The 12,432-nt window shown below is 43.2% G+C and carries 13 protein-coding genes; 11 read left to right on the plus strand and 2 right to left on the minus strand.

The genetic code is table 11. The features are described from left to right. The first annotated feature begins 4 nt into the window (after positions 1-4). From MLD56_RS08625 to MLD56_RS26105, 8 genes are all read left to right on the plus strand, one after another. Positions 5-391: a tautomerase family protein gene (locus MLD56_RS08625; protein WP_029516648.1), complete on the plus strand. Its 387-nt coding sequence runs from the start codon at positions 5-7 to the stop codon at positions 389-391. Continuing rightward, positions 388-723 (plus strand): carboxymuconolactone decarboxylase family protein, encoded by a 336-nt coding sequence (locus MLD56_RS08630; RefSeq protein WP_029516649.1) that lies wholly within the window; start codon positions 388-390, stop codon positions 721-723. The genes MLD56_RS08625 and MLD56_RS08630 overlap by 4 nt, the downstream gene beginning before the upstream one ends. A gap of 248 nt (positions 724-971) precedes the next feature. Next, positions 972-1,829, plus strand: coding sequence for a BglG family transcription antiterminator LicT (gene licT, locus MLD56_RS08635; protein WP_029516650.1), 858 nt, complete (start codon positions 972-974; stop codon positions 1,827-1,829). Positions 1,830-2,012: 183 nt separating this feature from the next. Next, a complete protein-coding gene (locus MLD56_RS08640; protein ID WP_029516651.1) occupies positions 2,013-3,893 on the plus strand; it encodes a beta-glucoside-specific PTS transporter subunit IIABC in 1,881 nt (626 codons plus the stop codon). Positions 3,894-3,967: 74 nt separating this feature from the next. Beyond that, the gene (locus MLD56_RS08645) at positions 3,968-5,377 is read left to right on the plus strand and encodes a glycoside hydrolase family 1 protein (protein WP_029516652.1); all 1,410 of its coding nucleotides are present in this window, start codon (positions 3,968-3,970) and stop codon (positions 5,375-5,377) included. 178 nt (positions 5,378-5,555) lie between these two features. After that, positions 5,556-6,458 (plus strand): LysR family transcriptional regulator, encoded by a 903-nt coding sequence (locus tag MLD56_RS08650; protein WP_029516653.1) that lies wholly within the window; start codon positions 5,556-5,558, stop codon positions 6,456-6,458. Between the two features lie 123 nt (positions 6,459-6,581). Next, complete coding sequence (locus MLD56_RS08655; RefSeq protein ID WP_029516654.1) at positions 6,582-7,721, plus strand: 5-methyltetrahydropteroyltriglutamate--homocysteine S-methyltransferase; 1,140 nt, start codon at positions 6,582-6,584, stop codon at positions 7,719-7,721. Between the two features lie 302 nt (positions 7,722-8,023). Then, positions 8,024-8,509, plus strand: a complete 486-nt coding sequence (locus tag MLD56_RS26105) for a DUF1036 domain-containing protein (protein ID WP_029516655.1) — start codon at positions 8,024-8,026, stop codon at positions 8,507-8,509. Positions 8,510-8,713: 204 nt separating this feature from the next. On the opposite strand, the gene MLD56_RS08660 is transcribed toward MLD56_RS26105, so the two are convergent. Continuing rightward, a complete protein-coding gene (locus tag MLD56_RS08660; protein WP_029516656.1) occupies positions 8,714-9,052 on the minus strand; it encodes a helix-turn-helix domain-containing protein in 339 nt (112 codons plus the stop codon). Between the two features lie 716 nt (positions 9,053-9,768). Between MLD56_RS08660 and MLD56_RS08665 the strand changes: the two genes are divergently transcribed. Beyond that, positions 9,769-9,867: a hypothetical protein gene (locus MLD56_RS08665; protein WP_014599622.1), complete on the plus strand. Its 99-nt coding sequence runs from the start codon at positions 9,769-9,771 to the stop codon at positions 9,865-9,867. A 222-nt stretch (positions 9,868-10,089) separates the two neighbouring features. After that, positions 10,090-10,536 (plus strand): DUF6386 family protein, encoded by a 447-nt coding sequence (locus tag MLD56_RS08670; protein WP_239645164.1) that lies wholly within the window; start codon positions 10,090-10,092, stop codon positions 10,534-10,536. Between the two features lie 131 nt (positions 10,537-10,667). Here the strand turns inward: MLD56_RS08670 and MLD56_RS08675 are convergent, their stop codons facing one another. Then, a complete protein-coding gene (locus tag MLD56_RS08675) occupies positions 10,668-11,798 on the minus strand; it encodes a phosphodiester glycosidase family protein (RefSeq protein ID WP_029516658.1) in 1,131 nt (376 codons plus the stop codon). A 133-nt stretch (positions 11,799-11,931) separates the two neighbouring features. Between MLD56_RS08675 and MLD56_RS08680 the strand changes: the two genes are divergently transcribed. Further along, positions 11,932-12,405, plus strand: coding sequence for a DUF7716 domain-containing protein (locus MLD56_RS08680; RefSeq protein WP_029516659.1), 474 nt, complete (start codon positions 11,932-11,934; stop codon positions 12,403-12,405). The last annotated feature ends 27 nt before the right edge of the window (positions 12,406-12,432 follow it).

The following is a 12,432-nucleotide window of genomic DNA, read 5'->3' on the forward strand; positions in this document are numbered from 1 at the left end:
GAACATGCCATTTGTACGAGTTGGCTACATGGAGCAACAATACACAGAGCAAGAGCTGTCTGACATTAGCTGCTGTATCATGAATGCTTTGATCGAACATTTTCAGGTTCCGGAAAAAGATTACTTTCAGGCTTTTCATGCTCATAAGCAAAGCGAGTTTTATTATAGTCCCGATTATTTGAATGTATCCAGAACAGACAAGCTGCTGTACATCCAAATTACGATGGGATCGGGTAGAACTACGGAACAAAAAAAGGATTTTTACCAAAGATTAGCCGAACTCATCTCTATTGAATGTAAAGTCCGACCGGAGGATGTTTTTGTGACACTGGTAGAGACTGAATTAGAGGATTGGTCCTTTGGCAATGGACTTGCCCAGATGATTGTATGAAGCATAAATTGATTAGATCGAGTGTTCGGGAAACGATCGGTGATTTTGCTCCCGCTTTTGTAGGTTATACGGAGGATGTCCTTTTTGGAGATGTATGGAGAAGAGGTGAGCTATCTCTAAGGGAACGGAGTCTCATTACAGTTGCCGCTCTGGTAGCGGGTGAGCATGTGAATCAACTTCCTTATCATCTGAACCTGGCCAAGGAAAACGGGATTTCGGAGGAAGAACTGGTTGAAGTCATTACACAGCTTGCCTTTTATGTAGGATGGCCCCGGGCAGCCTCAGCCATTCAGGTTGCCAAAGAGGTGTTTTGCAAAGAGCAAGAAAGTTAAGCATGAACCTAAAAAAACTGCTAAGCACAAAGGATTCCGAGTGTTTGGCGGTTTTTTGGCATGATTGTATTGTTATTCTGCATTGAAAGCGGTATAGTAAGAGTAATTGAATGAGGGGTGAAGTGCCCTTCGGGATTGTTACTGGTGAGCAGGCGATACCCAAATAATGACTAATTGATTTAGTCGTTATTTGGTTTTTTTTTTGTTATTACAAACTTTGTCATTACATCAATGAGGTGAGCAGATAAATGATCATCCGGCAAATTTTTAACAACAATGTTATCCGAGTCGAAAATCAGGTGGGTCATGAATTTGTTGTCATAGGGAATGGTCTAGGCTTTAAAAAGAAAAATGGCCAGAGGGTCGATGAAGACAAAATAGAAAAAACCTTTGTATTAAAGTCCGATAAAATTCCACAAAAATTAATAGATCTTATTGGGGAAACATCTGTAGAGTATTTAAAGGTGGCGGATGAAATTGTAGGCAGCGCAAAAAAGGAAATGGGAGATATTTTTAGTGACAATATCTATATTTCTCTGATTGACCATATTCAATTTGCCATCTCTCGATACAGAAAATCCGTAGGACTTAAAAATTCACTGTTATGGCAAATTAAAAAATTTTACAAAAAAGAATTTATGATCGGAATGAACGCATTGGACATCATCCATGCTCAATTTGGCATCCAAATGGATGAGCATGAAGCAAGCTTTATTGCTATGCATTTTGTAAATGCAAGACAAGACGGTCAGGGAATGAAACAAACGGTTGAGATTACCGAGATTATTGATGACATTTTCAACATTGTAACCGATTACTACGAGATTACACTGGATGAAACTTCGTTCAATTATTCCCGTTTTATTACTCATTTGCAGTACTTTGCCCAACGATTGCTGAGCAATGAACAAGAACAACTAGCTTCAGGGGATAATTTCTTGTATGACCAAGTCAAAGATAAATACGAGAAGGCTTTTCAATGCACCCAATTAATCAATCAATATTTAGAGTTAAAGCATGAAAGTGCTATGTCGATTGATGAAAAAGTGTATTTGACGATTCATATACAGCGTGTAACCTCCAGAAATGATATAGCTAGTTCTTAGAAAAAAAGCTTGCAAACGATTTCTAAGTGATTTATAGTAGGCTCACAACTTAAATATAAGGATTGTTACTGGTTAAGCAGGCGATACCTAAATGAATGGCAGTGATCATTTTCTTTGATCATACAGGCCTTTCGTTTAGGTATTTTTTTGTTTCCAGGCAATCTGCCCAAGAGGAGAATGAACATGGATCATAAGAAAATGGGCGAAGACATCGTACGTCTCGTTGGAGGAGAAGAAAATATCAATGGACTTGTCCATTGTGCTACACGACTCCGATTTGACCTGAAGGATTCACGAAAAGCCGAAAGAGAAGCGCTTGAGAAGCATGAGGGAATCATTACCGTTGTTGAAAGCGGAGGACAATTCCAAGTTGTTATTGGCAGCCATGTTGCCTATGTATATGCAGAGATCATGAAAAACAGGGATTTTGGATCGAATTCCCCTGCAGCCAGTGAATCCAGTGGGAAAAAAACATCGGTCATATCCACAATCTTTGAAGTCATTTCCGGTAGTTTCTCCCCATTGATTCCAGCGATGGCGGGCTCGGGAATGATAAAAGCACTCCTGACGGTTTTGACCTTGCTAGGATGGATGTCTGCAACAAGTGATACTTATATGATCCTGTCTGCTGCAGGGAATGCTGTGTTTTACTTCTTGCCGATTTTACTAGGGATTACGCTTGGTATAAAGCTGAAGGCGAATCCTTATGTAGCTGGTGTGATCGGTGCGGCTCTCATGGAACCCAACTTTACGGGGCTGATGGACAAAGGCTCTGATGTATCGTTTTTAGGAATACCGGTGGTCATGATGAACTACTCCGCCAGTGTTTTCCCGATTTTTATATCCATTAGCATCTATGCGTTGGTAGATAAGTTTTTGAAGAAGATCATTCTTAAGGATTTACAGCTATTTTTAGTTCCGATGCTGGCTTTAATGATTATGGTTCCGCTATCTGCGATGGCTTTTGGACCTTTCGGTACAGGGGTAGGAGATTGGATTTCTTCAGGTGTGACATGGTTAATCGGTGTAAGTGGCATTTTGTCAGGGATTGTTCTTGGCGGTTTTATGACCTTTATGGTCGTCTTCGGACTTCACTGGGGTTTTACCCCGATCACGATTCAAAATATCGGTGTTGGCGGTGATCCGATTGAGGCGATGGCTGCAGCAGCTGTATTTGCTCAAATTGGGGTCGCATTTGGTATCTTCCTGAAGGCGAGAAAAGATAAAACACTTAGAACTCTTGCCGGTTCCACGAGTATTACAGGATTGCTGGCTGGTGTGACAGAGCCGATTGTGTATGGTCTGGTGCTTCGCTATAAACGTGTCATTCCGATTGTCATTATCGCAGGTGCTCTAGGCGGTGCCATCAATGGACATTTTGGAGTGAAAATGACGGCGTATGTGTTTCACAACATTTTTGCGATTCCAGTGTATACGCCAACCTTGTTATACGTGATTGCCATTGCCTGCTCATTCGCGGCAGCAACCGCACTAACCCTTATTTTTGGGTATGAAAGCAAGGTGAAGGAGGAGACCCCAGAAACAGTTGAATCCGTGAAAACAGCAGAACCAGAACCTGTTGTTACAGCAACCAAGGCTGTTGACATCAAGAAAGAAACGATCTACAGCCCGATCACAGGCAAGACGATACCATTGAGCCAAGTGAATGATTCGGCATTTTCTACAGGGGCGATGGGAAAAGGCTTAGCCATTGAGCCGTCTGTCGGTGAGGTCGTAGCGCCTATAGATGGAGTTGTAACCTCGCTGTTTCCCACAGGACACGCCATCGGCTTGACTTCAAAGGCGGGTACGGAGATATTAATTCATATCGGAATTAACACCGTTGCGCTGAAAGGGAAGCATTTTAATCCAGTGGTTAAAGAAGGCGACAGCGTGAAACAGGGCGATTTGCTAATCCAGTTTGACAGAGAGCAGATTATTGAAGCAGGATACGAAATCGTGACCCCTGTCATCGTCACGCTTACAAAAAATAAAGTGGATGTGTTTGAGACAAATCAGGAGCAAATTCAAAAAAATGAAGTATTGCTAACGTTGGTTGTGTGATACAGGAAAGCCTATCATCACATTCATGAATTGCAAAATCAGAAGGATATAACGATAACTGGAGGGACTATAGCATGAAACATAATCAATTGAAGGCATTTCCTGAAAATTTTTTCTGGGGAGGTTCCACTTCCGCTTATCAAGTAGAGGGTGCATGGGACGAAGATGGAAAAGGACCTTCTGTCATTGACATGGCTAATCACGTCGAAGGGGTCACTGATTTTAAGGTAACCAGTGATCATTACCATATGTTCAAAGAAGACGTAGCCCTGATGGCTGAAATGGGCTTTAAAGCATATCGTTTCTCGATTGCTTGGACACGTATTTATCCCCTGGGGGCAGGTGAAGTGAATCAGAAGGGAATCGCGTTTTACAGCTTATTAATTGACGAACTAATTAAATACGGGATTGAACCGATGGTTACCATGTATCATTTTGATCTGCCTTATGCTCTTGAACAACAAGGCGGTTGGTCGAAAAGGGAGACGATTGATGCCTTCGAACAGTATGCCAAAACATTGTTTGAGAACTTTGGAGACAGGGTGAAATATTGGTTAACCATTAATGAGCAGAACATGCTGATTCTCCATCCCGGTTCTATTGGCACATTAGATACAAGTCTGGAAAATCTGCAAAAGGTACTGTACCAACAAAATCATCATATGTTAGTCGCACAGGCGAAGGCGATGGTATTGTGCCACGAGATGCTGCCTGACGCGAAAATTGGACCAGCACCGAATATTGGGGTTATCTATCCAGCCAGTTCCAAGCCTGAAGATACGCTGGCGGCGGACAACTATGCAGCTATTCGCAACTGGCTCTATCTGGATATGGCTGTGTTTGGCCGATACAACCATATTGCCTGGAGCTATTTGGTCGAGAAAGGCTATGAGCCTGTCATTGAAGAAGGGGATATGGATATATTAGCGAAGGGGAACCCGGACTTTATCGCATTTAATTATTATACCTCTCAAACCGTAGGAGAAAGTTTAGATGACGGGAATGATTTTTCACATACAGGAGATCAGCATGAAATTGTGGGTGAACCCGGAGCATATCGAGGTTCCGTCAACCCCAACCTGCAAACGACGGAGTTTGGTTGGGAGATTGATCCGGTCGGTTTTAGATCCACGTTACGCCAAATTTATTCTCGCTACCACTTGCCTTTGATTGTGACAGAGAATGGCTTGGGCGCTTTTGACAAGCTTGAAGAAGGGGATGTAGTGAATGATCCTTACCGCATTGACTTTTTCAACAAACATATCGAGCAGATTCAACTGGCTATTACAGATGGTGTAGAAGTGTTCGGCTTCTGTCCGTGGTCTGCAATTGATCTGGTGAGTACCCACCAGGGCTCCAGTAAGCGCTACGGGTTTATTTATGTGGATCGTGAGGAGTTTGATCTCAAGGATCTGCGTCGTATTCGTAAACAAAGCTTTTATTGGTATCAAAAGCTGATCTCCACAAACGGTGAAATTCGTTAATTAAAGCCGCCGTGAAAAAGCACCTCCTTGAAATGGATGTTACCATTTTGAGGAGGTGTTTGTATTTGTAGCCTTGGGGGAGAGTTTGATTTCATTCAGGCATTCAATTACTCCTTTCCCAGAAGTGTGATCGTGTATTATATAATAGAAGAAACACAAACGGAAAGGACATCATGCATTGACCTTACAACAATTAAAATATGTCATTGAGGTTGCCAATCGCGGTTCCATGAATGAGGCGGCAAAGCGGTTGTTCATTTCCCAGCCCAGTCTGTCGAACGCGATTCGTGATCTGGAGGAAGAAATTCATATCACCATTTTTGAGCGTACCAATAAGGGGATTTCTTTGTCCAAGGAAGGCGTGGAATTCCTCGGTTATGCACGTCAGGTCGTTGAGCAGGCGGAGCTGCTGGAAAGTCGCTATCTGGATGCCAAGCCTACACCACAGCATTTTGCTGTGTCCACGCAGCATTACGCTTTTGCCGTAAATGCATTTGTGAATCTGGTGAATCAATATGGTCAAGAAGAGTATGAATTGGCTTTGCGAGAGACCAAAACCCATGAAATCATACAGGATGTCAAAAGCCTGCGCAGTGAGATCGGAATCCTGTATCTGAACGAATTTAACGCCAAGGTCATTAACAAGCTGCTAAAAGATGCGAATCTACAATTCAACAGCCTGTTTACGGCCAAGCCACATATTTTTATCAGTGCCAATAATCCGCTATCCCAACAGTCCATCGTGACCATTGACCAGCTTTATCCGTATCCGTATTTGTCCTTTGAGCAAGGGGAGTACAATTCCTTTCACTTTTCCGAGGAGATTCTCAGTACGTTATCGCATCCCAAAAGCATTCGCGTCCATGACCGGGCGACCCTTTTTAATCTGCTCATTGGGTTGAACGGCTATACCATTTCTACCGGAGTGATCAGTGCCGATCTGAACGGTAACGACATTATTTCCGTCCCTCTGGAATGTGATGAGTCTATTAATGTGGGATGGATTTGCCATAAAAATGCTGCGCTCTCCAAGCTGGCCACTGTCTATGTAGAAGCGCTGCATGAGGCGATAGGGGAATAAAAAGTTGGGTATAGCCCTAGGCTATAACTAGCTATAGTTTATTGGAGTTACCTTATAACTGAAAATGTATGTTATCTTTCTTACAAGAACTTCACTATAGAAGCGAAAAAGGAGATAACCCTAATGAGCAGCATCCTTGATAATGCATCCCAACGTAAAGTGACCCCTTTTAGACATGATATGGTCGGCAGCTTTTTGCGCCCGCAAGCGATTAAAGACGCCAGAATTCAATTTCAAAATAATGAAATCTCTGCGGACGAGCTGAGAAAGATTGAAGATAACGAAATTATCAAGCTAGTGGAAAAGCAAAAATCCGTAGGACTTCAAGCCGTGACGGACGGTGAATTCAGACGCTCCTGGTGGCATCTTGATTTTATGTGGGGTCTGGACGGTGTGGAAAAGGTACAGCTTTTGAACGGCTACCAATTCCAAGGTGTGGAAACAAGAGCGGAAACTGCACGCTTGTCCGGTAAAATCGGACATTCCCGTCATCCTTTCATTGAAGATTTCAAATTCCTGAAGCAAGTAGCAGGTGAGGATGCGATCGCACGCCAAACGATCCCGGCACCTGCACAGTTCCTGGCCGAGCTATTGCGCGGAGAGAATAAAGAAACAACCGATACGTATTACAGCAATCTGGATGAACTGGTGACGGATATCGCCAAAGCCTACAAATCCGTGATTCAAGCGTTGTACAATGAGGGTTGCCGCAGCTTGCAACTGGATGATTGCACATGGGGTATGCTCTGTGATAAAAACTATTGGGAAGCTAGACAGCATGCGGGTGAAAATGTGGAAGATACCAAAAAGCTGTTCGCCCGTGTGAATCAGGAAACGGTGAAGGATCTTCCAGCCGATTTGGTCGTTACGACCCATGTATGCCGTGGTAACTACCATTCCACCTGGGCATCTTCTGGCGGCTATGAGCCTGTAGCCGAAACCCTGTTCGGCATCGACAACATCGACGGCTACTATCTCGAATTCGATACCGACCGTGCAGGCGATTTCACACCGCTTAAGCATCTGAAAGATCAAAAGCAGGTCGTACTGGGTCTCGTTTCCTCCAAAACGGGTGAACTGGAAGACAAGCAGACGGTCATTAATCGCATTAAGGAAGCGACTCAATTCGTCGACATCAACCACATCTGCCTCAGCCCACAATGCGGCTTTGCTTCGACAGAAGAGGGCAATATTCTGACAGAAGAGCAGCAGTGGAAAAAGCTTGCTTTCATTAAAGAGATTGCGGACGAGATTTGGAAGTAAGGTTTGGTTTAGGATATTTAAAAGGTTCTATTAGTTAAAGATATTTTATTGAAAAACACGTCATATATGGACGTGTTTTTTGATCTTTACAAGATTAGGTGGGGGTTTTCTTTTGATTGAATTCTATAACATTAACAACATGGTCATATGGTTTCGCCAAACTGATGGCGGGAAACTCTAAAAAAGCATAATCTCTGAGTATCCTAAAAAAGGCTAAGACTCTTTTATGTTTGTCCACTTCCTATTTACAACTCTTGCATACAATGGATTGTAGAATGGTATTAAGAGGGAGTGACAAAAAAATGAGTCTTTATTTTCGAAACAGCACCAATTCTACCGTACAGGTAGCCATTTTCTATCACGCGAGTAGGTGTGGGTTTGTCTTTGTGGGACAAACTGGTATATTGTCTACCTGGTACCGTTTGGCGCCTGGTCAAACGAGGGAAGTTGTTACTGGCAACGTAGGGGATAGAACAATATATTATTACGCTGAGAGCGTATCAAGAAATCTTGTGTGGTCAGGTAGTTTCCCCATACATGTTCCTAATTATAACTTCAGTGGATGTTGGATCTGGAATATTAATGGTAATCTATGCAATAATTGCAGAAGAGTTGGTTTTAAAACACTTAACATCCAACGCGGTTTCGTGAACTTTACAGTCAACCTTATTACAAATAGTGCCCAAAGAAAAGCGAAGCTAAAAAATGTTCGTATGGTATTGCCCACAAAAAGGGTAAAAAGAAAATTTAAATTGAATGACCGCAAGAAACTACCTAGAAGCCAATAATTTCATAATGGCGGGAAATCCTTTGCAATTTCGTATTCGATTCGGTTCGCGCTTTTATATAAGAAACTTGAAATTAAGATAATACTGGATATATATATGTTATTTTAATGTTCGATAGGGTATTGAACTTACGTAAAACAATAGTGCAATAGGAACTGCCTTGTTAACTAAAGGTGGCTCCTTTATTTTTGCTAAAAAATCCTTTTATTTTGTAATCTCCCGTATCACATTCCTCGCCAAGCGTACTTTCTCTGGACTCGATTTTTGGAGTATTTTTACGATTTCTTGTATATCAGTTTCATGTTTTGTAACCTTAATATCCTCATTTACATAAGCAAAAAGCTGAATCAAATTAACATCCAGTGCATTAGCAATTTTAGCTATATTTATTAAAGATACGTTTTTTTCTCCACGCTCAATCTGCCCTATGTATGAAAAATGGAATCCACCTTTTTCCCCAAGCGACTCCTGAGACAATCCTTTTTCTTTTCGCAAAGCACGTATTCTGGCACCCACTAATTTAAGAACTTCTTTATCTTCCATCGTCTACACCTCACTATTCTAAAAGTGTAGACAAGATATCCAAACGAAAACATTGAATAATGAATATAATAAATAATAATAATATCTATAAGTATTATTTTGGAGTATAATAAGACTAATATTGAAATTCTCTGGAGGAATAGATATGAAAGAAGCCCTTCTACCTTTATTCCAAGTCCCCCTCAACCGTCCAGACCCTCACAACACCTACATAATTCAATAACCGATTTCCACACTCTATCTCAATACCACATGAAACTAGCCCAAATCCTGTACAAGCACAATCAAGTCCAATGCTGCATTATCCTATGTGACTGGGCGTTAACTTCCATGTTAAAAGCTCTATATATGAAAGAAAACAACAGCCTTTTTCCTCCCGGATTCCTGTCTATGACTGACCTGCTGCACTTATTACATACCGAAACCACCCTGGATTAGATGTTGTCGTATTTATAGGTACCACTCAATTTCTTTCATCCCAGTTAGAAACCCCGCTCCTTCAAATGATGAGGCACAAGGATGTGAGCAGGCTGTTGCGCAGAACTAACGATATTCTCTGCCAGTTGTCATCCAGAGTCATTAGCGATCTATCTCAAACGTATCAGTCCATTTTTTGAGTAGCCCTTCTATGGCAATAAACTTGCCGATTCGCCCTGTCGTTATCCACTTTTCTACATACGATAAGAGTAAGCTTTAATGCAAGGAGGGATTCAGACATGGGTGAAGTAGGTTACGGTGGAGCATGGACATCCACAGGAGCGATTTTGGTATTGTTCATTTTGTTGGTAATTATTACTAAGTCTTTTCTGATCTAACAGCAGGTTAGCATCGCTTAAATCACAAATCGGCCTTCTTTCACGACATCGTGAGGGAGGGCTTTTTATGCAGAATGGGTGTTAGTCCAACATGTTGTCTGGCCCTGCAAGCATTGTTATACTTTACATACAGGGATAATTTCCCTCAAATCTATAGCAATACGGATAGCGGAAGACGTGGGAAAACGGAAATTCGCTGACTATTATCAGGAGGATTGTATGATGAACATGGCAATCAGTCCATTTCAATTTACGACAGACACGGCGACTCTTTGCCTATTTGATACGCAAGCTCTGAAGCATCGCTTGAACGATGAGCCGGATTGGTGGTCCATTGAAGAGGACGAGCTGGGCGAGTTGAACAAAGGAAATGTAGCTTTTTTGAATCTGGGAGCGGACGGAACGTATGAGGTTGTGATGACAGATCATATCGACAAGCCTGCTGTGCGGCTGTTTTTGAAGGTTCCCTCAGGCAACCTATTTATTGGAGCAGGGGAGGAAGCCACAAGTGGTGGGCTGGAGCCTGAGTGTGTATGGGGAGGGATGTTCCTTTCTTTGCAACCGGGACTTTATGAATGCATGGCAAGCAGAGAAGACAACCGTATTTACCTTTCTATAAAAAAAGGAAGCGAAGGCAGCAATAGCTTTACAGGTCTGATTCGATTGTAGATTGCAGGATCAATACGTGACGGTCATACATGCCGCTTGAACAGGTGGAAGCAGGAACAACCGAAGCTAGAGGAAATGGAAAAAGGCTATCCCCACGGCTTACAGATCCGTGAAGACAGCCCTTTATCCGTCTATTGATACTTTACAATAATGGCATTGCTGATTTGGCGGCCGGGTGTGGTGAGATAGGAGCCGTTGTAATACAGCCCGCTTGAAGCACCGCCGTCCAGATTCATGGCCTGATAAGCGCCGGCCTGCTTCATCATTTGGGCGAGCTGCGGAATGGTCGCTCCGCTTGTGGTCAGGAGGATCAGCTTATGATCCCGACTCATTCCGAGTGCGCTGCGGGCGCCGCCGCCTGTTAATATTTTAGGGTCCTTGAAGCCTTCGGCTTTGACATTTAGGGAAACCTGACCGTTCGTAACCAGACGAGGCCCGGCTTGAAGGGCACCTTTAACACTGCCTTGGCTTAACCGTTGTTCGAAGGCGGAACCCGACATTAGCTCGGATAAATGGTTAGCATCGTAGGTGAAGACCGTTCGTTGGTCGCCAGAGCTTTTTTTCAACATCTTTCCGTGACTGACCAGATAGCCGTAAGGCGTCTTGTAGGAGCTTTTGGTATAGGCGTCAAAGAATATGCCATTAATGGCTACAACCGCTTGATTGCGTTTGGCGAGACTGCTTAAGTCTTCCACTTTACCAATGGTATCGCCTGCTAGAGCCACCTCTAGGCTTACCTTGGGATGGAGCATAGAGACGGTGACCACCTTAGCGGAAAAGGTACGAGACCCGACCTTGAAGCTTTTATGAGCCGTTGTAATGGGGGGAGTATTTCCGGGTAGCTTACCAGTAAGTACCGGAAGCGTGACGGACGTTGTACCCTGCTTAATGCTTACAGCTGAGGTTTCCTTTTGCCATGAGACTTGCAGGTTTAGATATTGGCTGATGAACTGCAAGGGTACATAGGTCGAACCATTATCGGTAAAAGGAGCATTTTGCAAACGGACCGTCTGATCATTCACTTTGGCGGTAGATTGTCCGGTGAATAATGTGATCCGGGTATTGCCTTGCGCGATTTCTATTTTTTTGTCCGCGGCAGTCATGTTGAGTGTGATCCCTTCATAGCTGTTCAGGAGACGGAGCGGGATGAAGGAGTGGTTACTTTGATCCACATAGACCAGCATAGGTGCTGGGGCAGTAGCGTAGATCGGGGTTACAAGTAATAGTAAGGACAGGATAACAAGTGCGGTGATTCTTTTCATGAATAGATCAATCTCCTTATGTAGTCTTGACACTTTACGAGGTGCTTGTAGTTATATCGGATTTTGTGAGTTGTAAATGTATGTTATACGAATGTTGAGTGTTTAACTGATATAGGAAGCGGGGTGGCTGGGGATGAGCAGGTATGAGACGAGACTTGAGGATTACCGTCGCAGAGAGCGCCCGTCTTATCGTGTGTTTGAAGGATTGCAGGAATTGGTGCATAGCGTGGGGCAACTGCATAATAACTGGTTATATGTGAATGTAGATCAATGGGATCAGGACCCTGTTCACACACCGATTTATTATTGGGATGAGCATTGGCTAGAGGAATGTGCAGAGGAGGGTACAGCCGTAACCAACGAACATGACGAGTCTATTCCCAAGTGGGTGCCAGATCGTCAGGTTCAAACCTGGTTTGAGTTGGCGACCTTCGAAAGTATTGTGGAAGTCCTTAAGGCTGCTGGACAGCCAGTGACGCTTCAGATGGTGATTATAGCGGTAAAATACTATGACAAGCACGATGCCTATCTGGACTATGAAGAGGTGAAGGCAGTGACAGACCTGTGGTCTGTGCTGACAAAGGTGAGAAACCACCTAGCAGAATGAACAAGCCTGTAGATCAAACGGGGCATA

The sequence above is a fragment of the Paenibacillus peoriae genome, assembly GCF_022531965.1.
Lineage (GTDB): Bacteria > Bacillota > Bacilli > Paenibacillales > Paenibacillaceae > Paenibacillus > Paenibacillus polymyxa_D.

Bases quoted from the DNA above. Each gene is read 5' to 3' on its own strand.
- MLD56_RS08625 (WP_029516648.1), top strand. From the start codon at position 5: ATGCCATTTGTACGAGTTGGCTACATGGAGCAACAATACACAGAGCAA.
- MLD56_RS08630 (WP_029516649.1), top strand. From the start codon at position 388: ATGAAGCATAAATTGATTAGATCGAGTGTTCGGGAAACGATCGGTGAT.
- licT (WP_029516650.1), top strand. From the start codon at position 972: ATGATCATCCGGCAAATTTTTAACAACAATGTTATCCGAGTCGAAAAT.
- MLD56_RS08640 (WP_029516651.1), top strand. From the start codon at position 2,013: ATGGATCATAAGAAAATGGGCGAAGACATCGTACGTCTCGTTGGAGGA.
- MLD56_RS08645 (WP_029516652.1), top strand. From the start codon at position 3,968: ATGAAACATAATCAATTGAAGGCATTTCCTGAAAATTTTTTCTGGGGA.
- MLD56_RS08655 (WP_029516654.1), top strand. From the start codon at position 6,582: ATGAGCAGCATCCTTGATAATGCATCCCAACGTAAAGTGACCCCTTTT.
- MLD56_RS26105 (WP_029516655.1), top strand. From the start codon at position 8,024: ATGAGTCTTTATTTTCGAAACAGCACCAATTCTACCGTACAGGTAGCC.
- MLD56_RS08660 (WP_029516656.1), bottom strand. From the start codon at position 9,052: ATGGAAGATAAAGAAGTTCTTAAATTAGTGGGTGCCAGAATACGTGCT.
- MLD56_RS08665 (WP_014599622.1), top strand. From the start codon at position 9,769: ATGGGTGAAGTAGGTTACGGTGGAGCATGGACATCCACAGGAGCGATT.
- MLD56_RS08670 (WP_239645164.1), top strand. From the start codon at position 10,090: ATGAACATGGCAATCAGTCCATTTCAATTTACGACAGACACGGCGACT.
- MLD56_RS08675 (WP_029516658.1), bottom strand. From the start codon at position 11,798: ATGAAAAGAATCACCGCACTTGTTATCCTGTCCTTACTATTACTTGTA.
- MLD56_RS08680 (WP_029516659.1), top strand. From the start codon at position 11,932: ATGAGCAGGTATGAGACGAGACTTGAGGATTACCGTCGCAGAGAGCGC.